General features: G+C 70.2%; 14 protein-coding genes and 2 pseudogenes. 9 read left to right on the top strand and 7 right to left on the bottom strand.

Going from position 1 to position 23,372, the window contains the following annotated elements:
- Positions 1 to 245: 245 nt before the first annotated feature.
- The 3 genes from JOD54_RS25575 (at position 246) to JOD54_RS25585 (ending at position 3,237) form a co-directional block, all read left to right on the top strand.
- Entirely contained in the window at positions 246 to 1,070 is an 825-nt protein-coding gene (locus tag JOD54_RS25575) for an SDR family oxidoreductase (RefSeq protein WP_204453934.1), read from the top strand.
- A gap of 2 nt (positions 1,071 to 1,072) precedes the next feature.
- Positions 1,073 to 2,074, top strand: a complete 1,002-nt coding sequence (locus tag JOD54_RS25580; protein WP_204456587.1) for an aldo/keto reductase — start codon at positions 1,073 to 1,075, stop codon at positions 2,072 to 2,074.
- Positions 2,075 to 2,265: 191 nt separating this feature from the next.
- Positions 2,266 to 3,237 carry a LysR family transcriptional regulator gene (locus JOD54_RS25585; RefSeq protein ID WP_204453936.1) on the top strand — a complete coding sequence of 324 codons (972 nt, stop codon included), beginning with the start codon at positions 2,266 to 2,268 and terminating at the stop codon, positions 3,235 to 3,237.
- Between the two features lie 78 nt (positions 3,238 to 3,315).
- Here JOD54_RS25585 and JOD54_RS25590 read toward each other — a convergent pair whose 3' ends face one another.
- The 3 genes and pseudogenes from JOD54_RS25590 to JOD54_RS36075 all read right to left on the bottom strand — a co-directional run.
- Complete coding sequence (locus JOD54_RS25590; protein WP_239573507.1) at positions 3,316 to 5,133, bottom strand: FAD/NAD(P)-binding protein; 1,818 nt, start codon at positions 5,131 to 5,133, stop codon at positions 3,316 to 3,318.
- A gap of 311 nt (positions 5,134 to 5,444) precedes the next feature.
- A pseudogene (locus JOD54_RS25595) lies at positions 5,445 to 6,404 on the bottom strand (chitinase); the annotation flags it as partial.
- 180 nt (positions 6,405 to 6,584) lie between these two features.
- Positions 6,585 to 6,857 (bottom strand): annotated as a pseudogene (locus tag JOD54_RS36075) (carbohydrate-binding protein); the annotation flags it as partial.
- Between the two features lie 291 nt (positions 6,858 to 7,148).
- Between JOD54_RS36075 and JOD54_RS25600 the strand changes: the two are divergent.
- The 3 genes from JOD54_RS25600 (at position 7,149) to JOD54_RS25610 (ending at position 9,210) form a co-directional block, all read left to right on the top strand.
- Positions 7,149 to 7,481 (top strand): PadR family transcriptional regulator, encoded by a 333-nt coding sequence (locus JOD54_RS25600; protein WP_239573508.1) that lies wholly within the window; start codon positions 7,149 to 7,151, stop codon positions 7,479 to 7,481.
- On the top strand, positions 7,478 to 8,161 hold the full coding sequence (locus JOD54_RS25605; RefSeq protein WP_204453938.1) for a hypothetical protein: 684 nt from the start codon (positions 7,478 to 7,480) through the stop codon (positions 8,159 to 8,161). Before JOD54_RS25600 ends, JOD54_RS25605 begins: the two co-directional genes overlap by 4 nt.
- Before the next feature lie 242 nt (positions 8,162 to 8,403).
- A complete protein-coding gene (locus tag JOD54_RS25610; protein ID WP_372440341.1) occupies positions 8,404 to 9,210 on the top strand; it encodes a hypothetical protein in 807 nt (268 codons plus the stop codon).
- Positions 9,211 to 9,225: 15 nt separating this feature from the next.
- On the opposite strand, the gene JOD54_RS25615 is transcribed toward JOD54_RS25610, so the two are convergent.
- Together JOD54_RS25615 and JOD54_RS25620 are read right to left on the bottom strand one after the other, a co-directional pair.
- The gene (locus JOD54_RS25615; RefSeq protein ID WP_204453940.1) at positions 9,226 to 10,140 is read right to left on the bottom strand and encodes a phosphotransferase enzyme family protein; all 915 of its coding nucleotides are present in this window, start codon (positions 10,138 to 10,140) and stop codon (positions 9,226 to 9,228) included.
- A 230-nt stretch (positions 10,141 to 10,370) separates the two neighbouring features.
- Complete coding sequence (locus tag JOD54_RS25620; RefSeq protein ID WP_204453942.1) at positions 10,371 to 11,336, bottom strand: helix-turn-helix domain-containing protein; 966 nt, start codon at positions 11,334 to 11,336, stop codon at positions 10,371 to 10,373.
- A gap of 122 nt (positions 11,337 to 11,458) precedes the next feature.
- Here JOD54_RS25620 and JOD54_RS25625 point away from each other — a divergent pair, with 122 nt between their 5' ends.
- Positions 11,459 to 12,358, top strand: coding sequence for an XRE family transcriptional regulator (locus tag JOD54_RS25625; protein ID WP_204453944.1), 900 nt, complete (start codon positions 11,459 to 11,461; stop codon positions 12,356 to 12,358).
- 189 nt (positions 12,359 to 12,547) lie between these two features.
- Here the strand turns inward: JOD54_RS25625 and JOD54_RS25630 are convergent, their stop codons facing one another.
- Entirely contained in the window at positions 12,548 to 15,424 is a 2,877-nt protein-coding gene (locus JOD54_RS25630; RefSeq protein ID WP_204453946.1) for a S8 family serine peptidase, read from the bottom strand.
- Positions 15,425 to 15,740: 316 nt separating this feature from the next.
- Here JOD54_RS25630 and JOD54_RS35785 point away from each other — a divergent pair, with 316 nt between their 5' ends.
- Positions 15,741 to 17,840, top strand: a complete 2,100-nt coding sequence (locus tag JOD54_RS35785) for an ATP-binding protein (protein WP_204453948.1) — start codon at positions 15,741 to 15,743, stop codon at positions 17,838 to 17,840.
- Here JOD54_RS35785 and JOD54_RS25640 read toward each other — a convergent pair.
- Positions 17,750 to 18,814, bottom strand: coding sequence for a HesA/MoeB/ThiF family protein (locus JOD54_RS25640; protein WP_204453950.1), 1,065 nt, complete (start codon positions 18,812 to 18,814; stop codon positions 17,750 to 17,752). The two genes, JOD54_RS35785 and JOD54_RS25640, sit on opposite strands and share 91 nt — an antisense overlap.
- Before the next feature lie 268 nt (positions 18,815 to 19,082).
- Here JOD54_RS25640 and JOD54_RS25645 point away from each other — a divergent pair, with 268 nt between their 5' ends.
- Positions 19,083 to 23,330 carry an nSTAND1 domain-containing NTPase gene (locus JOD54_RS25645; protein WP_204453952.1) on the top strand — a complete coding sequence of 1,416 codons (4,248 nt, stop codon included), beginning with the start codon at positions 19,083 to 19,085 and terminating at the stop codon, positions 23,328 to 23,330.
- Positions 23,331 to 23,372 lie beyond the last annotated feature (42 nt).

Consider the following 23,372-nt stretch of genomic DNA (forward strand, 5'->3'; position numbering starts at 1 on the left):
ACTGGGCGCGCCATTTCCGGGAAAATGTGAACGCCCCGTCAGCCGCTCGGTGCGACAATGCCCGCGCCGACACCACGTCCACCAGATTCACTGAATCGGTTTGAGTGCGGCTTGAGCAAGATTTCAGCACCCGGTTGGGTATGTCGCGACCGTGTTAGCGTCCAGCGGTGGACGCGATTTCCGCGGGTGTATTCCCACCTGCGAGCGGGGCGTCATCGCAGGTGGAACGCGAAGGGGAGAAACTCATGGAGCTGACCGGCCGCGTCGCCGTGCTCACCGGGGCCGGGCACGGCATGGGCGCGGCGATGGCCGCCAGGTTCGCGGCGGCGGGCGCGCGCGGGGTCGTGGTGTCCGACCTCGACGGCGCCGCCGCGGCCGACGTGGCGGCGGCGATCACCCGTGCTGGCGGCAGAGCTGTTGGCAGACAAGCGGATGCGGCGTCGCGCACCGATCTGCGCGCGCTCGTCGAGGTGGCGCTCGACGAGTACGGCCGCCTGGATGTCTTCTGCTCCAACGCGGGCGTGGTGTTCGGCACCGGGGTGCACGCCTCCGACGAGCACTGGCGCCGTTCCTTCGAACTCAACGTGCTGCAACACGTCTACGCCGCGCAGGCGGCGCTTCCCGCGATGCTGGCCGCCCGCGACGGATATCTCGTGATCACCGCTTCCGGCGCGGGCCTGTTGACGTTGCCCGGTGACGCGCCCTACTCGGTCACCAAGCACGCCGCGGTGGCGCTGGCGGAATGGCTCGCGATGACATACCGGACGCGGGGAATCCGCGTCAGCGCACTGTGCCCCCTTGGCGTGCGAACCCCTTTCCTCATCGACGGCGTGCGCGCCGACCACCCGGCGGCCAACGCGGTGCTGGCCATGGGGCCGCTGATCGAACCCGAGGAAGTCGCCGACGCCGTCCTGGCCGCCATGGCGAAGGAAGAACTGCTGATCCTGCCGCACCCAGAGGCGGGCGAGGCGTACGCGCGCAAGGCGGCCGACCCCGACGAGTGGCTGCGCGAGACCGCGGCGACGGTGGCGAACGCGCGCTCGTCGGCACCGTCGAACGGGAAGGGCTGACCGTGCGCTACCGCAACCTGGGCGACAGCGGCCTGGTGGTCAGCGAGATCGGGTACGGCAACTGGCTCACCCACGGCCCCGACGGGGAGATGTGCGTGCACGCCGCGGTCGAGGAAGGGGTGACGCTGTTCCACACCGCCGCCGCGTGGGGGCGGGGCGCGGCGGAGGAGTCGCTCGCCCGCGGCCTGACGGGCACACCGCGCGACGACGTCGTCATCAGCACCGGCGTGTTCTGGCCCGAGGAGGGCGGCCCGTCGCGGGGCGGGCTCAGCCGCAAGAGCCTGTTCGCGTCCCTGCACGGGTCGCTGCGCAGGCTCAACACCGACCACGTCGACCTGTACCACCTGCTGCGCTTCGACTACCAGACGCCGCTGGAGGAGACGTTCACCGCGCTGTCGGACCTGGTGCGGCAGGGGAAGGTGCACTACGTCGCGACCTCCGAGTGGACCGCGGCGCAGATCCAGCAGGCGGCGGGACTGGCCGAGCGGCACCGGGTTCCGCTGGTGGGCAACCAGCCGCAGTACTCGATGCTGTGGCGGGTACCGGAGTCCCAGGTGATCCCGGCGTGCGAGCGGTTGGGGATCGGGCAACTGGCAACGGTGTCGCTGGCGCAGGGTGTGCTCGCGGGCCGCTACACCGGCGGGACGGTCCCGGCGGACTCCCGCGCGGCGGGCGGCGACCTGGCCAGGGCGCTGGTGTGGCCGCTGCTGCACGAGGACCTGCTCTCCAGGATCGAGCCGCTGCGCGGGGTCGCGGGCGCGCGCGGGCTGACCATGGCACAACTCGCACTGGCCTGGGTGCTGCAGAACCCGCTGGTGGCCACCGTCGTCGTGGGCGCGTCGCGGCCCGAGCAGGTGCGCGAGAACGTGGCCGCCGCGGGCGTCCGGCTCGACCTCGACGTGCTCGGCCAGGTCGACCAACTATTGGGAAGTTTCGTGCAAACTGACCCAAGGCTGACATTCACGCCGCCGCAATACCGCACGACAGATGTCGTGGGCCTATAGCGGACCGCTATGAAAAATTGGGATAGACCACGGCGCGGGAAGCAGCCCTATAGTGGACCGGCGGTCCGACCGACCGCTATTTCTTCCTGCGAGCGGCGATTCCGCCCCGGGGCGGGCCGCCGGTCCTCCACGGGCGCGTCGTGCCGACCCGGCGCGATCGGCGTGCCCCCGCCCTGCGGACGGAGAAACACATGGAGGTCGAGATCCGCCACCTGCGCGTGATCGTGGCCATCGCCGAATCCGGCAGCCTCAACCGCGCGTCGAAGGTCCTCGGACTGTCCCAACCCGGGCTCACCAGCCAACTCCAGCGGATCGAGAACAGCCTGGGCGGTCAGCTGTTCTTCCGCGCCGAGGGCGGCTCGAGCCCCACCCCGTACGGCCACAACGTGCTCGCCGAGGCCCGCGCGGTGCTGCGCGGCCTGCAGGGCATCCGCAGCCGGGCCGAGTCCCAGGCCAGGCACGCCACCGCGGCGCCGACCAGGGTGGGCGGCAACGCCGGGTTCCTGCACCTGGCGCTGAGCCGCTGGCTGGCCGGGCGCCCGTGGGTGTGCGGGATGCGGCTGACGGAGGAGAACGACCCGCGCACCAGCATCGATATGGTCACCAACGGGGTGCTGGACCTGGCGGTCGTCTACGAGTGGCCCGGCTTCACCCAGGCGCTGGGCGACAGCGTGCGCGGCCAGGTGATCGTGCGCGACGAGCCGGTGCTGGTGATGGTGTCGCCCGACCACCCGCTCGCGGGTGAGCGCACCGTGCGACTGGACGCGGTGGCCGAGTTCCCGTGGGTGGACGAGCCGCCGGAGATGAGCCAGTGGCCGGTGTACCTGCGCCAGGTCTGCCACCGCTACGGGGTGTCGATGGACCAGCAGCACGAGGTCCTGTTCCCACCCACAGCGCACGAGCTGGTCGCCACGCGCGCGGCCATCGCCCCGGCGCTGATCACCACCCAGGACATCGCGGGCCGCATCCGCCTGCGCGGCCTCGACGGCAGCCCGCTGCGGCAGCGGCTGCGCGTGGTCTACCGGCCGGACACCCCCGCGGGCGCGCACATCGAGGAGATCTGCGCCGAGCTGATCGCGATCTACCACCGGCAGGGCTCCCGCAACGACTACTTCCGCACGTGGTGGGCCGACGAGGGCAGACACGGGGCACTGGCACTTTAAGTCCACTGTGGACTCCAAGGCCGCTCGCACCCCGGCGCACCCGTCACCCTCCGTGGTCCGACCGGGTTGTGCGGAGAGTCACCGAGGGCTGCTGTCCAGGGCGAGTCTGGTCCGCAACTGCCGGGGCGTCACGGACACGTCGCTCAAGCGCTCGACGGCGGCCTGGTTGACGCGCGCGGCCCACCGCCGGTCGGCGGCCGGGCCGAGCGCGTCGGCCAGTTCGGCCTCCAACCGCCCGAGGAGCTCGGTCCGGCTCGAGCGGTCCCTGGTCGCGAGGCGGCGGACCTCCAAGTCCACCAGGGTCGACCACCGGCGGGCCAGCGGCGCGGGCGGCTCACCCTCCGCCGCCTCGCCCCGGTACCGGTTCTCCAGATCGCGCAGCACGGCGGCGGCGACACCGGTGGAGTGGTTCTTGATGGCGGCCAGGTTGAAGCCGAAGGCGCCCGTGCGGCCGAAGCGGACGATCTCGTCGCCCTCGCGGGGAGCGCCCACCACGTAGATCGGGCCGGGGCGGGCGCCGGAGGCGAGCAGAGCGCCGTCGCCGGTGATCTCCACGCCCCGGTGGGTCCTGTGGTGCGGCGTGGCCAGCCCCTGGGCCAGCAGGCGCCGCCAGAGCGGGTTGTCGGACTGCTCGTAGTCCGACAACCGCCCGAAGTTCGAGATGACCAGATCGGCGCCCAACTCGCGCTCCACCTGCCCGTCGACCACCCGGACGGCCAGGCGGGGGCCGTCGGCGCGCAGACCCATCACCCTCCCCCGGTCCAACCGCACCTGGCCGGCCAGCCTGGCCGTGTCGACGATCTCCGTGGTGTAGGGCATGGCACTGACGCGCAGGGTCGCGATGAGACTGCCGTAGCGGTCCAGCACCGCGCGCAGGTCGTGGTCGGGCAGGCGCTCGAGGATCGCGGGGAGGTGCTCCTCCCAGGCCTTGGCCACGCGCTCGGAGATCACCGAGGGGTGCTCGTCGGCGTACTTCACGGCCACGAACCGGCACGCCTTGTTCCACTGCACGGCCAACTGCCGCACCAGGTCCGCACCACCGCGCGTCGGATCGATGACCGGCGGCGGCACGTGGAACACCCGGTGCTTGTGATCGACGGGATAGGGCTTCGGCGTCAGGCGCGACTGGGAGATCAGGTGGACGGCGCCCCGGTGACCGCGGCGCAACAGCATCGCCGCCATGTCATATGCACTCAGTAGACTACCGACAACCGCGACTGTGGCATCCGGACGCAGCGCGTTGATCCGATCGACAGCGTCCTGACTGTACGGGTGGCGTACATAGGCGGGGTGGCCGAGAACGGCGTCCGCGTAGTGCGGGTGGCGCAACTCGGGACCGGTCGCCAGCACCACGCAGTCCGCTTCGAGCACACCCCCGCTGTCGGATCGGCTGCCGAGCCAGGAGAACACGGCGGTGGTCCGCTCCCCCGGGACCACGTCGACGACCTCACCGTCGACTTCCCGCAGCACAACACCACTGACCGCGTCGGCCGCGGCTTCCCGCAGCCGTTGGGCGAGGTAGTCGGCGAATATCCCGCGCGGGGCGGGGCCGGATTCGGTGAAGGCGAACCCCCGCCATTCCGGCGGCCACGCGCTCCGATCGGCCTCATGGCCGCACCAGGCCAGGAAATCGTCCACGTCCTCGCGGAAAACAGACATCCGCCCGGCTTGGATGTTGAAAACGTGGTGCCAGGGGTTGCCGGTGGGGTAATAGGCGGGACCGGCGTTGCGGTGCGCGGGTTCCCGGTCCACCAGCACGACCTCCACCGGTTCGGTGGCGAACCGGAGCAGGCGGATGGCGGTCGCGGTACCCGCCAAACCGGCCCCCACCACCAGGATCCGGCGGTGCGGGGCGTGCTCGTGCGTGCTCGGAATACTGGCATCCTCGGTGCGCAAGGCGTTCTCCGGCGGTAAAGGCGGCGCGGTGGACTGGGCGTCAGAGTGAGGTGGTGGTCGAAACCCGTTGGTGACCACACGGCACAACAAAGACTCTCAACGCCCCACCACATTTGGCAAGTCCTCCCGCGATGAGCGCACCTGCCGGAGTTTCTCCTGTTGCGGCGCCGCTCACCCTGAGCGACGAACACCGGCCCACCCGCCGCGGCCGATGATCACTGACAGTTCACCGGTGCCGGGAAACACGGAGCCCGTCCGGCCACTGCGGTGGGGCCGGACGGGCTCAGGGGATCGGCACTGTGTCTAGCGGTTCAGCGGCCCTGCAACGCCTTGACGTTGTCGCCGAAGCTCCAACTCTTCGAGCCGTCCCAGTTGAGGGACCAGGTCATGAGCCCCTTCAGGTTGCCGCTGAAGCTGTTCCAGGACTGCGAGACCAGCGACGGCGTCATGTAGCCGCCACCGGCGCCCGGCTGCGCGGGCAGACCGGGGACCTGCTTGTCGTAGGGGACCTTGATCGTGGTGCCCTGGATGACCAGGCCCTGGTTGAGGCACTCGGTCTGCTTGACGAAGCCCTGGACGGTACCGGCCTGGTACGAGTCACCGGCGCAGCCGTACATGCTCCCGTTGTAGTACTGCATGTTCAGCCACCACAACCGGCCGTTGTCCGCGTACTTCTTGATGATCGGCAGGTAGGCGCCCCAGATCGAACCGTAGGTGACGCTGCCGCCGGTGACGTAGGCGGTTTCCGGCGCCATTGTCAGACCGAAGTTCGACGGCATCTGCGCCAGCACACCGTCGATGATGCGGATCAGGTTCGACTGCGAAGCCGACAACTGGTTGATGTTGCCAGCACCGGAAAGACCGGTCTCGATGTCGATGTCGATCCCGTCGAAGTTGTACTTCTTGAGAATCGGCACGACAGTGGCGACGAACTTGTCCGCGACCGTGCTCGAGTTCAGGTCGATGCCCGCGGTGGCGCCACCGATCGACATGAGGATCGTCTGGCCCTGCGCCTTGGCCTGGCACATCTCCGCCGGGGTGGACACCTTGACGGTGCTGTCCATCCCGTCCTCCCACAGCACCGTGCCGTCGGAGCGGATCACCGGGAACGCGGCGTTGAGCACGTTGTAGCCGTGCTGGCGGATCACCGGGTTGGCGATGGAGGTCCAGCCGAAGGGCGGGTGCACCCCGTTGGAGGCGCCGTCCCAGTTCTCCCAGTAGCCGACGAGGACCTTGCCCGCGGGCTTGGACTTCACCGCGCAGGTCTCACCACCGGGGTCGGTGGTGGTGGTCGTCGTCGGGGTCGTGGTGGTGGTAGTCGGCGTCGTGGTGGTCGTGGTCGTTGTTGTCGTGGTGGTGGTCGTGGTGGTCGTCGTCGGCCGCGTGGTCGTGGTCGTCGTGGTGGTGGTCGGGTTGCCGTCGCAGGCGCCCAGGTCCGTCCACAGTGACTTGCTCGCCGCAGGGTTCCACCCGGCGCCCGGCCACGCGGTGTGCGCGACCCGGGCGCTGTAGAGCCTGCTCTGGTAGGACACCCTGGCCCCGGTGGCGTAACTGGTGCCCTCAGCCCACGCGGGCGCGTCACACGGCGCCGCCACCGCGGGCGCCGCCTGCCCGTTCCCCGTCACCGCGAGCGTCGTCGTCACGACAACGGCAAAACTGGTAACGACCGCGATCACCAATCTCTTGGATCTCACAAATCTCGACGATAAAGAAAAGTTCCACATACAGTGATTATCATGAAAAACTCAAGGCCCTGTCCATAGGCGCCCGCCCACGACTCTTCGCCACGCCCAACAGGAAGTGTGAACGCCCCATTTCGCCGCCACTCCCACCCAGCCCCGGCCGCCGCCATGGTACGACTTTCCCCACCCCCCAGCGACCACTCCACCCCCCAACAACTTGACGAATATTGCCGAATCGCACGCCAACTAATGCGACCATCGAGATACTCGGCGCACGATGGAACGCCCCAGCTGGGTTGAACTCAACCTAGGGGGCTAGGTAGAGTTCTACCCATGCCCGGTCCACGGATGACCCTGCCCACCCAACTGGTCCTGCGCGAGCTCATGGCCGACCCGACCCGCGAGCGGTACGGGCTGGAACTGTGCGCGGCGGCGGGCCTGCCCAGCGGCACGATCCACCCGATCTTGGCCCGCCTGGAGCGCGTCGGGTGGCTGCGCAGCAGCTGGGAGGACGTCGACCCCTCAGCCCAAGGCCGCCCCCGCCGCCGCTACTACCGGCTCGACCCCAACAGCATCGCCCTGGTCCAGGCCGCGCTCACCCGCGCGGAGGCCTCCACAGCCGCCCTTGCGCGCCTGCGCCCCGGCCTGGCCGGAGGCGCCCAGTGAGCTACCCACTAGGCGAGCAGGCAGCTGTCGGCACTTTGATCGGCCTGCTCTGGGAGATGCACAGCCACATAGAAACCGTTATCGAAGACCTCGAACCAGTGGTTCCCGTGGGCGCGGCCTTGGCTGACGCGATCGCGGGCGACCAGGACAAGCTGCGCTGTGCCAATACCGCACTCTCCGACCTGATAGATCAGGTCATCGCACACCGACACAACCAATCGGTGGTAGCGAAGATCGTCGTGGACAACTTCGGACCCAACGAGCAAAGCCCCAAACCCGTGCTGCAGGAGCCCCGCAACCACCTCCAGGTGGAGCTATTCCGAGCGATCAGGGTCACCGAGGTCGAGCTTGAAGCGCATTTGTGGTCCCTGGAACGCTGTTTCCAGATCGCCCGCTCGTGGGCAGGCAAGCTGCTCGATCGCGAGGAGCCCCAGGCCATTGATCCCCAGATACGGGTAACCGCAACCTGTGCCCGGCTGACCTCGTGGGCGGCTCGCCTTCTGCCCCGAGCCGAGCGTGCCGACTACCAAGAGCTTTTCCAGGCGGAGCTGTTCGAGATCGCCGAGACCGGGTCATGGCGAACTCAGCTGAGCTACGCGGTTCGGGTCTTGCTGCACGCCGTGGCGTTGCGGCGGGAGCTCCAGAAGGCGCCTACCCGGGCTGGTGAGCGGGTGTGGTGACTCGCGCGCACCCCCACGGCCTGGTCGGGTACGTCGTGGACGACCCTGGGCGCACCGACCGCGCGCTCCGGTTGCTGCGTTGGGCGGCGGCGATCGCCGTCCTGATGGTGGCGGCGGTGGTGGGGGTCGTGCTCACGCTGGGCGCTTCGGTCGGGGTCGCCACTGTAGGTGCGATCGCGGCAGGGATCTGGACGCGTCGTCGCGGGAGGCGGGTCAGGCGGTCTGCGGCCTAGAGTCGGGGGGTGGTGGACACGGCTCTGGTCTCCTGGCTGCTCGACTCCGATCCGGCGTTGCGGTGGCAGGTCGAGCGCGATCTGCTGGATGCGCCACCGGCCGCCTGGCGGGCGACGCGGACGCGGGTTTCGACCGAGGGGTTCGGGGCTCGGCTGCTCGCGCTGCAGGACGACGACGGGCAGTGGGCGGGTGGGGCGTACTTCCCGGCGGGCAGTTCGGGTGCTACTGCCGAGGGCCAGCCGTGGACGGCTACCACGTGGGCGCTGGATTCCTTGCGGGAATGGGGGGTGGACGCCAGCGCGCTGGGGGGTACGGCAGAGTTGCTCGCCGAGAACTGCCGTTGGGAGTACGACGATCTTCCCTATTGGGGTGGGGAAGTCGACTGTTGCATCAACGGGCTCAGGCTCGCGAACGGGGTGTGGCTCGGGGTTGATGTCTCTGGGTTGGTGGACTCGTTCCGCGAGCACCAACTGCCTGACGGCGGGTGGAACTGCGAGTGGGTCGAGGGTTCGCAGCGGTCGTCGTTCCATTCGACGGTGAATGCGTTGAAGGGGTTGTTGGCCGCGGGCGACGGCACGCGCGAAATGAGACGAGCCGGGGAGGAGTACCTGCTGCGGCGCGGGCTGTTCCGCAGGCTGTCGACCGGCGAGGCGATCGTGCGGGCGGCTCGGCGACCGGACGGGACGTGGGTGCAGGCTCGGCGGCACCCGGGGCAGGTGTGGTTCGAGGTCGACGTCGCGGCGGGTGAGGCGTCGAAGTGGTTGACGTTGTACGGGACCCGGGTGCTGCGGTGGTGGGACGGCCCGAACGGGTAAGTGCGGTGGCCGCTGTCACGCGCCCAAGAGGCGCATCACCGCGCGGATGTCGTTGAGGCGACCGGCCACTTGGTGGTACGGACCGGTGCCGTGGAGGTAGCGGGCGCCGTGGTGGGCGATGGCTTCGAAGAGAACCATGATCACGCCGACGAGGGTGGCGTCGACGGTCAGCGGCGTCCACCCGGCGGAGCGGTAGGCGTCGAGGAGGTGGTCGAGGGTGGCGCGTGGGTCGGGGGCGCTGGACCTGAACACGACTGTGTGGGCCATGGTGGCGACATCGGACAGGGGGTGGTCCTCGCGGGCGTTGTCCCAGTCGATAGCACCGGTGAGGCGGGTGGGTGCGTCGGCGATGAGGAGGTTCGGGTTGGACGGGTCGCCGTGGGTCAAGAGCAGGGGCGTTCGGATGGTCGGCAAGGCGGCCGAGGCGATGTCGAGCGCGGCTTGAGCGGTGCGCAGGTCCTCGGGGCTGAAGTCGAGGCGGGCGGCCAAGGCGGCGCCGTCCAGGCACAGCTGCGCCAAGGAATCGCCCGACGTGGCCAGGCTCGGCGGGATCGCGGCCAGTCCACTGTGCAGGGTCCCCAGGCCGGTGGCGACGGCGGTCATGTCGGCCAGGTTCGACGGATCGGGGTGGCGGCCGCCGATGTGGCGGGTCAGCCACCAGAGGCGGTCTCCTAGTTCCACAACGGGTCCGTCGGTGGACCGCACGAACTCGGGTACCGCGATCTCCAGGTCCCGGGAGAGCCGGGCCAGCAAGGTCGCGAGGCGGGTCACCCGGTCACGGGCACTCGCGTGTTCGCTCGACAGCCAGTACTCCCCCACCCGCCAGGTCGCCTTGTTCACCCCCAGAACCACCCGCTCCGGCACGGCGTTCACCCGCCAAGCGCGCAGCACGCGCCACGCCAACTCGTCCAGGTCCGGTCCGCGATTCAACTGCGGGCTCGATGCGGTGGACCTGTTTTGCGTGGGGCCCCTACGACAGCCGTGGCAGGACCGCAAAGCAGGGGCCGAAAAGCATGGCCCTGTCCGCGCAGGAACGCTACGACTGCCGCACCCCCACACAAAACAGGTCCACCCCATCGAGCAGATGGCACCAGCGACTCCCGGGAGCGGTGGCCAGCTTGGGTGGGCTGACTCGGTGGGTCGGTTTGGTTCGGCACCGGTCAGACCAGGCCTCGGCGGGAGGCTTGGATCCCGGCTTGGAACCGCGTGGTGGCGTCGAGTTCGGCCAAGAGCGCGGTCATGCGGCGGGTCATGGTGCGTTGGGTGATGTTGAGCGAGCGCATGATCGCGGCGTCCTTGCGGCCCGCGGCGAGCAGGGCCAGCATCTCCTTGTCGCGGTGGGTGCCGCGCAGGGCGGTGCCGATGGGGGTGGCCCGTTCCCACAGCAGGTCGAAGCAGGCGACCAGGGCGACCAGCAGCGGCGACCGGTGCACGACGATGCGGGCACCGGTTTCGGATTCCTCGAAGCTGAGCGGGAGCAGGGCGACCCGGCGGTCGGCGATCATCATCTTCAGCCGGACTTCCGGTAGGGCCCTGGCCTGCTCACCCGCCTCGGTGTAGGTGGTGACCTCGGCGAGGCGGACGGGGTCGTCGAGGACCGGCAGGTGGTAGATCGTGCGGTACGCGACGCCGCGGCGTAGGCCCTGGAGTTCGGTGATGTTGAGTTCGGGGGCGCCGCCGAGGTAGGGCGGGCAGTCGACGATCAGGACCTCTTCCTGGGCGGCGAGCTGCAGCTGGGCGATGTGGTGGCGGACGGCGGGGCCGCCCTCGATCAGTTCGACGAGATCCCCCGGCGCGCCTCGGGGGGCCTGTTCGTAGGTGCTGGCCAGCACTCGGGCAGTCGCTCGGAGCCGGTCGAGCTCCTCGGCGCGGCGCAGGGCCAAGGCGTCGAGGGCAACCTGCGGGGGCGCGGGCACGTACCGGGCGGGGCGGCAGGCGAGGCGGGCGACGAGACCGGCGTCGACCAGGTTCGCCAGTGCGCGGGCCAGGCCACTGCTGGACATGTCCAGTTCGGCGGCGAGGTGGCGGGCGTCGGACCGGGGGTGGCTCAGCAGCTCCAGGTAGACGGCGCCCTCCGCGGGGCCGAGGCCGATCGGCTCCAGGAAGTCGACGTCGAGGGGGTCCACGGGGTCAGTCTAGGTCGGGTGGCCACATCTGGCCTATGGCCGGCGGTGCCCTTCTCGCGGGGTCGCCGGGCGTCTACCTTGGTGGCCTTCCCGTGCCGGAGCAGGCCGAGTGGGAGTGGGCGATGAACACCGACGTACGACGGGTGCTGCGGACCGGACCGTTCGAAGTGGCGCTCGACGCCGCCATCGAGGCGTCCGGGCTGACCCTGGAACGGTTGTGCGGCAGGCTGTCCGACCGCGGCATCACGGTGAGCCGCACCGCGATCTCGTACTGGCGCAGCGGCCGCAGCAGACCGGAGCGGGCCGAGTCGCTGGTGGCGCTGGGCGCGCTGGAGGAGGTCCTCGGTCTGCCGTCGGCTTCCCTGGTCGCCCTGCTCGGCGGCCGCAAACCCCGGGGCCGCGGTGTCCGGGCGCCCGGCACGCTGTCGCGGCGCGAGCTGTGGCCGTCGTGCGGGGGGCTGCTGACCGGCCTGGAGTCCGCGCCCGACGGGCAGGTCGACTACCTGGGCGTGAGCGACGCGCTGGTGGTCGACGAGCGGACCGGGGAACGCAGGCAGCGGACCAGGTTGGTCATCCGGGCCGCCGCCGACCGGGTGGACCGCTGCGTGGTCTGCCACGAGACCGACGACCCCGTCTTCGAGGCCCCTGAGCTGCTCGGCGTCGCCTTCGCGCGCCTGGGTCGCGTGCGCCGGGCCCCCGAGACCCGGTCGATGGTGGCCGAGTTCCTCTTCGACCGCCCGCTCAACCGCGGCGAGGACACGGTGATCGAGTACGACCTCCGGTTACCCGCGGGGCAACCGCTGGACCACGTCTACCGCCGCTTCCCGCGCCCGGTCGGCCTGTACACGGTGCAACTGCGCTTCGTCGGCACCCCGCCGGGCCGGGTCCGCCGCTACGACCGGGCGGGTCTGCGCGGCCCGGAGCAGCACGTCGAGGACCTGTGGTTGGGCGCAGCCGGAACCACTTCACTGGTCGCCCCCTCCGTGCGCCCGGGGACGGTGGGCGTGCGCTGGGAACGGTGAAACGGGCGGGCACCCGAGGTCTTCGGGTACCCGCCCGCCATTCCCGAAGCGCGAACCGGTGGCTGCCCGCAGTCCCTGCCACTGCTGCGACACCCGTCACCGCACAGCGCGACGCGGTGGGCCGATCCGCGGCCGGAAGCCGCGGCGGTCGGGGTGTGGCCGGGATCGTCCGACCACACCCCGGATCCGCTAGTTGGGGAAGATGAACCAGTAGAACGTGGCGCTCGCCTTGGCCCCGGAGCTGTCGGTCACCGTCACCGTCGGGTGGTAGTTCGCCCAGGTGGTCGGCGCACCGGAGATCAACCCGGTGGTGGCGTTGATGCTCAGCCCGGCGGGCAGGCCGGTGGCGGTGAAGCGGTTGCCGCCCTTGCCGCCGCTGGCGTTGATCTGCAGGCTGACCGCCTTGCCCTTCACGCTGGTCTGCGTGTTGGGGTTGGCCACGGTGAGCGGGGTGTTGCCGTCACCGGTGACGGTCAGGGTGTAGACCGTCGTGCGGGTCACCCCGGACCGCGTGCCGCTGACCGTGATCCGGTACTCACCGGCGGCCGTGGACGCGGACGTGCTGACCGAGAGGGTGGCGTTGCCGCCCACGCCGATCGTGGTGGGGTTGAACGAGGCCGTGGCCCCCGAGGGCAGCCCGCTGGCCGAGAGCGCGATGTCGCCGGTCGGCGGGTTCGGGGTGTCACCGATCTGCTGGTTGGCCCAGTCGCCCATGACGCCCCACAGCTTGCCGTGGGCGTTGTAGGACGCGCAGTCGGTGCGCAGCCAGGAGAACACGCCCCAGATCTTGCCGTTGAGGAAGTACGGGCCACCGGAGTCGCCCTGGCACAGGCCGGTGCTGCCGTTGCCGAACCCGTCGCAGAACATGTAGCGGGCGTCGAACTGCGAGTTGATGTTCGCGCAGTTCTGGTCGGCCACCGTCGGCAGCACGGTCTCGCGCAGCAGCGCGTTCTTGTTGGCGTCGTTGGCGTCGGTCTTGCCGTAGCCGATCGCGGTGCCCTTGCTGCCCAGCGGCAGGCTGTCACCGGACTTGGCGATCGCCGGGAACTGGTAGCCCGCCGGGACCGGGATGTCGGACTTGGTGAAGATGACCGCGACGTCGAAGCCGGTGCGCCACCCGTCGTTGGCGTCGTAGTTGGGGTGGGTGCGGTACTCCTCGATCTCGACGCGGGTACCGGTGTTGGTGGCGTTGAGGTCGTCGCGCCCGTAGATCAGGTACTTCGGGTCGCCCTGGGAGAACTTGCAGTGCGCGGCGATCAGCACGGCCCGCTTGGCCACGACCGACCCGGTGCAGGACTGCTCCTGCGGCCGGACGCCGCCGGTGCGGTGCTGGGAGATGATGAACGGGTACTTGGCGACCGTGGTCGGGCTCCCGTTCACCACGCCGGGTCCGGCCGCGGTGCCGGAGGTGCCGTCGGTGAGGCCGTCGTTGCGGTTGCCGCCGACCGCGGTGGCGCTGATGGTGGTCGACGCCGTCGAACCGGCCGCGACCGACCCGCTGCTCGGGCCGGCCGAGAGGCTGAAGTCGTTCGGGACAGTCCCGTTCACCGTCAGCGAGACGTCCGCGGTGTGCGTCGCGTCGGTGCTCTTGCCGGTCACGGTGACCTTGTAGGTGCCGGGGGTGGCGCTCGAGGACACCGACAGGGTCAGCTTCGACGAGTTGCCCGCGGTCACCGAGGTCGGGTCGAGCGCCGCGGTGACGCCCGAGGGCAGACCGCTGGCCGACAGCGCCACGGTCTGGGCGGAGCCGCGCACGACCGAGGTGGAGATCGTGCTGGTCGCGGCCGCGCCCGGGTTGGCGTTGACCGAGGCCGGGCTCGCCGCGATCGCGAAGTCGTTGGCCGACGGCGGCGCGCTCGGGATGTAGAGCAACCGGTTGGGTGTGCCCGCCCGGATGTTGGTCATCTTGCCGGTGGTGGCGTTGTCGACGATCCACTTCTTCAGGTCCGCGGGCGTCGAGGACGGCGCCTCGGCCAACCGCAGCGCCAGCGCACCGGTCACGTGCGGGGCGGCCATCGAGGTGCCGGACTTCTGCCCGTAGGAGGTGTCCGAGGTGTTGACCGACGAGTCGATGTTGCTGCCCGGCGCGAAGACGTCCATGCAGGCGCCGTCGTTGGAGTCACCGGCGCGCTGGTCCGAGGAGGTCGAGTTGCCGGTGCGCACCCCGGTCTCGACCCGGCTGCCGGGGCCGTAGTCGCAGGAGTTGCCGCCGTTGTTGCCGGTGATCAGTCCCCATTGGACACCCGCGGCGATCGACCCCTTGATGGCGTCGACACCGATGGTGGGGTCGTCGGCGTAGACGCTCATGTTGGCCACCGCGGGCTTGACCGCGTTCTTGGCCAGCCACTCGGCCGCGACGACGATGTCGGTGTCCTTGCCGGACGACTGGCAGCCCAGGATGCGGACCGCCCACAGGTTCGCCTTCTTCGCCACACCACGGGTCTTGCCGCCGACGATGCCCGCCACGTGCGTGCCGTGACCCGCCTTGGCCGAGTCGCAGTCGTTGCCGTTGGTGGGCGGCTGCACGAAGTCCGCGGCGAACTTGGCGCGGCCCTCGAACTCGGTGTGCGTGTAGCGGATGCCGGTGTCGACGATGTAGACGTTGACCCCCGCGCCCGCGGTGTCGGAGTAGGTGTACTTCTTGTCCAGCGGCAGGTCCCGCTGGTCGACGCGGTCGAGGCCCCAGTTGGCCGGGTTGGTCTGGGTCTCGGCGGCGTAGGAGGTGCCGGACTGGGTGACCGACTCGACCTCCGGGCTGGCGGCAAGGCGGCGGGCCGCGGCGCTGTCGAGGTTCTCCGCGACGTAACCGCGCATGACCCGGTCGAGCACGTGGGTCGCGGTACCGCCGAAGCGCTCGGTCAGCGCCTGCGCGCGACTACCCGACGACGCGGCACCGGCGTAGTCCTTCAGCTTGACCAAGTACACCCCCGGGACGGGGTTCTTGGCCGCCACCCGAACCGCACCCTCCGGTTCAGCGGCGAAGGCCATCGGCGTGATCACCACCGCCGCGGCCACCGCGACCAGCGCCGTGGCGGCCGCCAGTAACGACTTCGGTTTGCAGGGCATTGCGTACTCCTCTTCGTGTGGAGCTTGGAATCCGGAAATTAGCCGGAAAGCCCAACCCACTTGAAGAGTTCTGTTCCCCGTCCCTGCCCCTTCGTTTTCCCGCTGCGGATCAGCAGGTCAGGACCACATTCCCGAAACAGATTTCCACCGGGAACAGCACCTGGGCCGAATCCGGTCATGGTGGGCGAAAAGTGGACAGGGCCACGACTACCGCCGGTATCGCCTACTTCCCCCATGGCGTGGTTCCCTTGCGCTGACCGGGTGGTGGTCGGGTTCGGGGCGGCTGCTACCGCGCGCGGGGCACAAGACTGTGCCGGTGGGAGCGCGCAACGAGATCAGCGGCGGCGTGACGGGTTCGGTGGTGCAGGCGACCACGGTCCACCAGGTCGTGCTCGGCGGCGCCGCAGATCTGCCGCTGCCCCGCCAGGCGCCCGCCCGGGTTCGGGATTTCGTCGGCAGGGCACAGGAGTTGACCACGCTCGACGGCCTCTTGGGCGACACGACGGTGGTCACCATCGACGGGACCGCTGGGGTCGGCAAGACGACCCTCGTGGTGTGGTGGGCGCACAGGGTCGAGGACCGGTTCCCCGATGGGACGCTGTTCGCAAACCTCCGCGGCCACGGGCCCAGCGACCCGCTACCGGCGGGGCTCGTGCTCTCGTCATTCCTCTACGCACTGGGCATTCCGGACGATCGGATCCCGGCCGAGGTGGACACCCAGGTCGCCCTCTACCGCTCACTGCTGGCCGGGCGGCGGGTGCTCGTGCTGCTGGACAACGCGGTGAGTCCGGAGCAGGTCCGCCCCCTGCTCCCGGTCACGCCGGGCTCGCTCGCGCTGGTGACGAGCAGGCGGGCCATGACCGGGCTGGTGGTCACCGAGGCCGCGCGCCGGATCCCGCTCGGGTTGTTCACCGACGACGAGTCCGCGGCGTTCGTCCAGGGCATCGTCGGGACCAGGTCGGCGGAGCTGGTCCGGGCCTGTGCCCGGTTGCCGCTCGCGCTGCGGGTCGCGGCGACCCAACTGGCGTCCCGACCGGACCTGCGGGTCGCCGACGTCATCGCGGAGATCACCGCGCACCCGGACGAGGTGATCGGCTTCGGGGACGACCTCAGCGAGATCCGCACGGTCTTCACCTGGTCCTACACCTCGCTCCCCCCGCCTCTGGCGCGCACGTTCCGCAGGCTGGGCCTGCACCCCAACACCGAGGTCAGCGTCCCCGCGGTCGCGGCGCTCACCGGACTCTGTGCCGCACAAGCGAACCGGCACCTGGCCGCGTTGTCCGACCTGCACCTCGTCGAATCCATCGGATGCGACGAGTACCAGTTGCACGACCTCATGCACGCCTTCGCGGCGCACTGCGCGGAACGCGATGAGACCGCTGAGGACCGCCGGGAGGCGACGATCGCAGTGCTCGCCTGGTACGCCAGAACCGCTTCCGCCGCTGACCGGATGATGTTCCCCGGCAACGCCTCCCTGGTGGTTCCGCTCGATGAGGTCGACGAACCCGCGGTGGTGCGCGAGGCGTACTTGTGGCTCAACTCCGAACTGGACGCGCTGCGGACCGCCCTGCGGCTCAGTGAGGAGCTCGGAACACACGAACTCACCATGGCGATCGCCGCCGCCATGCGGTTCCTGGGATTCGGGTCGCGGGCCGCGTTGCGGGTGCGCGCAGCGGCGGAAACCGCGGGTATCGCCGCCGCACGGGCTCGTGGCGCGACCGCGATCGAGATCGCGTTCCTCATCCGGCGAGGCGACACCCACCAGGACTTGGCGGCGTGGACCGATTCGGACGCCGACCACCGCAAGGCCTACGCACTGGCCGAACACCTGGGCGACGCGGTCCTGCGCGGTGAAGCGTTGTGCGCGCTCGGGCACACAGCAATCCTCCAGGAGCGGTACGCCGATGCTGAACCGTTCTACCGGCAGGCCCTTCCGCTGCTGCGCGATGTCCGCGGCGGTTCGGTGGAAGCAGTCGTGCACACCAACCTCAGCATGATCACCAACAGCCTCGGCCGGTACGCGGAGGCCCTCGACCACGCGGCGCACGAGCTCGAGTTCCGGCTGGCCATCGGGTCCCCGCTCGGCGTCGCGCACGCCCAGCACACCATCGCGGTCGCATTGCGCGGCCTCGATGAACCCTACCGGGCTCTCGACCTGTGCAAGGCGGCCGAATCCTGCTACCGCGCCGACATGGCGTGGGAGCAGGAGTTGGCGCGAGTCCTGAAGACGATGGCCCTCTTGTACTGGCACCTGAGCGATCGCAGCGAGGCAGCGCGTTGCTTCGCCGAGGCCACGGAGATCCTCTCCGAGTTCGACCAGACCTTTCAGGCCTTCCTCATGGCCGACTGGGAGGCAGCGCAATGCGGGCCCGATGCGTCGAGTCCACGAACCTCCCAGCCCCCGAGGAGGTTGTGACCGTAGTGGCAATTCGTCCGGATCGCGGGGACACCGGTGATGAGTGCCCGCACCGCGTCCGCCGCCATGAGTCCGGTGATGCCCGTGCTGATCGCGTTCGCCGAGTGCGGCACCGGAACACCGGCGCCGGGCGACCAGGGCACCTCGGGGACCGCGGTGTCCTGCTCAGCGTGGAGGCAACTGTGGCACGGTCCCGCCCCCGGCCGGAAGACGCCGACGCTGAGCTGGGGACCGTGGTACCCGCCGCGCACCCACGCGGTCCCGGTCTCCAGGCACACCTCGTTCACCCAGTCGACGATCTCCCCCGGTGTGTCCGCCGCCAGCACCACGACGTCAAAGCGCGTGGCCAACGCCCGCACGGCCGCCGGACCGTCGATTCGCCTGGCCTCACCGGTCACCTCGATGTCGGTGTTGCGGGCACGCAGCCGCTCCACGGCGACCTCGACCTTCAACCGACCGAGGTCCGACTCGGTGTAGAGCAGTTGCCGGTTGAGGTTGGACAACGCCACCACGTCGTGGTCGACGCAGTGCACGTGGCCCACCCCCGATGCCGCCAGCGCCCAGGCGACCGTGCCGCCGACACCACCGACGCCGAGCACCACGACCCGGGATTGCTTGAGCAGCAGCTGAGCCGCCCACCGGCTGGTTCGCGGTTGGTCGTCGACCCAGTCGGTGAACGACGCCCCGGCCTTGTACCGCTCCAGCTCACCTGGCGTGAGCTCCGGCGGCGTCGGTGCGTCGGCGTCGAGCAGGTGACCACGCGCCCACAGCTCGCTCACCGCGGCCCGCACCGCGCTCTCGGGCCTGTCCCCCAACTCGACGGCGATCTCACCCACCGTCCGGGTCCCGTCCAGCAGTTCCAGCAGCGCCCACACCCACCCCTCGGGATCAGCGACAGCGGCCACCGTCCCCAGGTGCACGACGTCCGCGCCGAGGCGCACCGGTCGGTGCTCAATCTTGATCTTGGGTCGCACCCGTGGTCCTCCGGTTCAGGCCTGGGTCTTGCGCGGGCAGAAGGTCGTCCCCGGCTCGATCGGCCGGATGTCGAGCACCGGAGCCGAACCCACCTGGTCCGCGCCGTCCTGGTCAGCCATGTCCCACTCCTCGTCCCGGCGGCGGTCGAGCCCACCGCGTCGGCAGCCAGAGTCGGGGTCCTACCTGGCGCGAAGGTGGGCACCAGGGTGGGCGCGAACCGGGAATCAGCAGGTCAAGGCAGCCGAAACTCGTACCAAGGAGGGCTTGATGACCACCGGGGTTGAGATCGGACTGGTGGAGGTCCGGCTGCTGGGTGAGGTGCGGCTGCGGTCGGTGGCCACGGGTGAGGACTTCGGGATCGCCGGGAGCAAGGTGCGGGAGATGCTGGCCGTGCTGGCGTGGAACGCGGGGAACTTGGTGACCAACCCTGCACTCACCGAGTTGGTCTGGGACGGCGTCACCCCCGTCGCGGCCACGGTGAAGAGCTACGTGAGCGACCTCCGCGGCGCCCTCGTCCGCGCGGGCGGCAGCAAGGACCAGCTCACCACCGCACGCGACCTGGGCCACACGCTGCACATCAGCAGCGACCTGGTCGACTACCACCGGGTCGCCGACCTCTTCGCCTGCGCCCGGGATCTCCCACCCGCTGACGCCGCGCGGGCTTGTCGCGAAGCACTCGACCTGGTCACCGGGCGACCGCTGACCGGCTTGGACTCGATGTGGGCCGAACGGACCCGCCAAGCCATCCGCGGCGAACTCAACAAGGTCATCACCTTCTACTGCGATCGGCTCCTGCTCCTCGACAACCCCACCTCAGCGGCTGAGGCCGCCACCGCCGTGCAGCACTGGATCACGCGCGAGGTACCAACGGACGAGCTGGCGCTGCTGGGGGCACATGCCCTGATCCGCTCGGGTCAGCACGCTGAGGTTCGGGGCTTCGTCGACACCGTGACCAAGCAGGTGGGTCCCGACGCCGAGTTGGTGTCGGACACCCGTGGCCACCTGATGCGACTCGTGGCCGACCCGAGGGCCACCTACTCGATCCTGCCGTTGCCGCGCGCGACCGCACCCGTCGTGCTCCCCGTCCCGCGGTGCCCGTACCTGGGGTTGTCGACGTTCCACACCGAGGACGCCGATCGGTTCTTCGGCCGTGACGCCGAGACCGGGGCACTGATCGGGCTGCTCAACCACCGGCTGGCGAACCCGGCGCCGCTGTTCGTGATCGCCGAGTCCGGCGCGGGCAAGTCGTCACTGCTGCGCGCGGGCCTGCTCCCCGCCCTGGCCGACAACCGCCTGGTCGACCGGGGACGGCCCCAGGCGTGCCGCGCGGTCGTGTTCACCCCGACGGCGAACCCCGGCGAGCAGCTCTCGACACACCTCGCCCGGTTGGCGTTGGACCCGGGTGAGGTGCGGGTCGTCGTGGTCGACCAGTTCGAGGAGACCTTCACCCTGTGCACCGACGAGCAGGAGCGGCGCGAGTTCATCCAGGCGCTGGCTGCCCTGCCGCACGGCGACCACCCGACGCTCGTCGTCATCGGCATGCGCGCGGACTTCTTCCAGCACTGCGTGCCGCACCCGGAACTCACGACGGCGCTGCAGAGCACCTACATCCTGCCGAGGATGACCGTCGACCAGCTGCGCAAGGTCATCGAGGCGCCCGCGAGGGACATGGAGATCGAGCCGGGGCTGGTCGAGTCGATCCTGCACGACCTGGGTGTCCGGGACCTCGCCGCGACCGGGCGCACCGACACCGGCGGGCAACTGCCGCTGCTGTCCTACGCGCTGGAAGCCACCTGGCGCAACCAGACCGACAACACGCTGACCCGCCAGGGATACCTGGCCGCGGGCGGCATCGGCGCCATCAAGGACCAGGCGAACCGCACCTACGACGACCTCGATGACGCGGGCCGGGAAGCCGCCAAGCGCCTGCTGCTGGCCATGGTCGTCATCGGCGACGGCAGCGACGACACCCGCCGCCGGGTACCGCTCGACGACTTCGACGACCGCGCGAAGCTGGTGTTGCGCGAGCTCACCCGGGCCCGGCTGGTCACCGTGGACGGCAACACCGTCGAGCTCACCCACGAGGTGCTGATCCGGGAGTGGCCGCTACTGCGGTCGTGGATCGACGAGGACCGCGAACGGCTGCTGTCCCGCCAACGGCTCGTGGAGGCCGCCCAGACGTGGGACCGCGACGGCAGGCACCCGCACGACCTGTACCGACCCGCCAAGCTCGCCGGGGTGGTGGCGTGGGCCGACACCGAACAGGAGCGCGGTGTCCTGCCGCAGGTAGCGCTGGACTTCCTGGACCACTCGATCCAGCACGAACGCGACCGGGTCGCGTCCGCCAAGCGCAAGGTGCGCCGTCGCCGCCAACTCGTCGCCCTGGTCACCGCGCTCGCCCTGGTCGCCATCGGCGGCACCGCCTACACGATCAAGATCCGGGTGATCTCGGCGCAGACGCACGCCGAGACCGTGTCCCGGGAATCGGCGGCCTACTCGGCGGACCTGGCGAACTCGGACTCGGCAGCGGGCGCCCAGGTTGCGCTCGCCGGGTACCGCACGCACCCGACCATGGAGGCGCGCGGCGCGGTGATGGCCGCCCTGCAGAACACCTACAACACAGCCCTTCCCGGACACACCGAGACAGCGAACGCGGTCGCCTACAGCCGCGACGGCAAGTTCCTGGCCACCGGCGGCGACGACCGGACCGTCCTGCTGTGGAACGTGTCCGAGCCTCGCCCGCCGGTGTTCATCAGCCGGATGGTCGGCGGCGGCCCGATCACCTCCGTGGCTTTCAGCCACGACGGGCGGGTCCTCGCTGCGGGCAGCACAGACCAGACCGTGCTGCTGTGGGACACAGGCGACCTTCAGCGGCAGCCGCGCAAGGTGACCGGCCACGGCGAAGCGGTCACCTCCGTCGCCTTCGACCGGGGTGGACGGTTGGTCACCGGCAGCCTCGACCACTGGGTCCGCGTCTGGGACATCACCGGGGCACCGGCCAAGCAGCGGCAGATCGACACCGGCGCCGGGGTCACCTCGGTGGCGCTGGGCCAGGAAGACCGGGTCCTGGCCGCCGCGGGCGACGACGGGAACGTGCGGCTCTACGCGATGGCGGGTCCCGATACGGCTGTCGTGGCCGATGGCAACCTCGATGTCGCCACGTCAGTCGCCTTCAGCCAGGACGGCGGCATGCTGGCGGCGGGCGGCTACGACGCGACCGCCCACCTGTGGGACGTCACGGACTTCACCCACCCGCAGAACCTGTCGACCAGCGTGAACGAGTGGCAGCGCGTTCGGTCGGTCGCGATCAGCCACGACGGGAAGCTGCTCGCGACCGCGGGCAACGACAACGTCGTGCTGGTGCGCGACATCACCGACCGGCGAGCGCCGTCCGCACCCGCCTTCGTGACCAGGTTCAACGGCGTGGCGAACGCGGTGGCGTTCAGCCCAACCAGCCCGACCGTGGCGAGCGCGGGCATTGGCGGCGACGCCAGGATCTCGGGACTGGAGCGGACAGGGATGGCGGTGCACCCCGGGGCGGTCGACGACATCGCCTACAGCGCGGACGGCACTCTCCTCGCGACGGCCAGCTTCGACCGCACCGTCGGGCTGTGGGACACCCGCGACCCGCACCACCTCCGGCGGTACCCGACCCGGATCCACCACGACCACAACGTGTCCTCGGTGGCGTTGAACCAGGACGCGACCTTGCTCGCGACCGGGTCGTGGGACCGGACCCTGCGGATCTGGAACGTCCGCGACCCGGCCGACCCCGTGCTGCTGCACACGCTCACCGAACATCCCAGCCACGTCACGGCGCTGGCCTTCACCCGCGACGGGACGATGCTGGCTTCCGGCAGCGGCGACGAACGCGTCATCCTGTGGGACGTCCCGTCGTTCCGGGTCCGCGCAGTCCTCACCGGACACACAGCGCAAGTGACCTCGGTGGCGTTCAGCCCGGACGGCAAGTCTCTGGCGTCAGCCGGGATGGACTCGAAGGTCCTCCTTTGGGACGTGGCTAACCCGCGATCGCCCCGCAAGACGCTGCGCGGGCACCTCGACGCGGTGAACGAGGTCGCGTTCAGCGGCGACGGGACGCTGCTCGCGTCGGCCAGCACCGACTTCACCATCCGGCTGTGGGACCCCGCCACCGGCGCGCAGATCGGCCACATCGGCAACGGTGATTCGGTGTGGACGCTGACGTTCAACCCGGCCAACCCGCGCCAACTGGCGGGCGGTGGGCAGGACAAGGGGGTCTTCCTGTTCGACGTGTCCGATCCGAGCGCCCCCACGATCACCGCAGCCCTGCGCGGCAACGGCGGCCCGGTGTCAGCGCTGTCGTTCCGCGAAGACGGCCGGGTGCTGGCCTCCGGTAGCCACGACAACAGCGCCCGGATGTGGGGTGTCGACCTCGATATGGCGATCAAACGGGTCTGCACCGAGACGGCCGGGCTCGACGGGAGCGGGCAGTGGCGGGCGCGATTCCCGGACGAGCCGTTCGAGCTCGGGTGTTGAGGACGTTCCCTGTCACATCGGGGTGGGCGACGGGTGGGTAGG

It is taken from the genome of Actinokineospora baliensis (assembly GCF_016907695.1).
Taxonomy (GTDB): Bacteria; Actinomycetota; Actinomycetes; order Mycobacteriales; family Pseudonocardiaceae; genus Actinokineospora; species Actinokineospora baliensis.

Coding starts and splice junctions, on each gene's coding strand:
- JOD54_RS25575 (WP_204453934.1), top strand. CDS start 246: ATGGAGCTGACCGGCCGCGTCGCCGTGCTCACCGGGGCCGGGCACGGC.
- JOD54_RS25585 (WP_204453936.1), top strand. CDS start 2,266: ATGGAGGTCGAGATCCGCCACCTGCGCGTGATCGTGGCCATCGCCGAA.
- JOD54_RS25600 (WP_239573508.1), top strand. CDS start 7,149: ATGCCCGGTCCACGGATGACCCTGCCCACCCAACTGGTCCTGCGCGAG.
- JOD54_RS25625 (WP_204453944.1), top strand. CDS start 11,459: ATGAACACCGACGTACGACGGGTGCTGCGGACCGGACCGTTCGAAGTG.
- JOD54_RS25630 (WP_204453946.1), bottom strand. CDS start 15,424: ATGCCCTGCAAACCGAAGTCGTTACTGGCGGCCGCCACGGCGCTGGTC.
- JOD54_RS25645 (WP_204453952.1), top strand. CDS start 19,083: ATGACCACCGGGGTTGAGATCGGACTGGTGGAGGTCCGGCTGCTGGGT.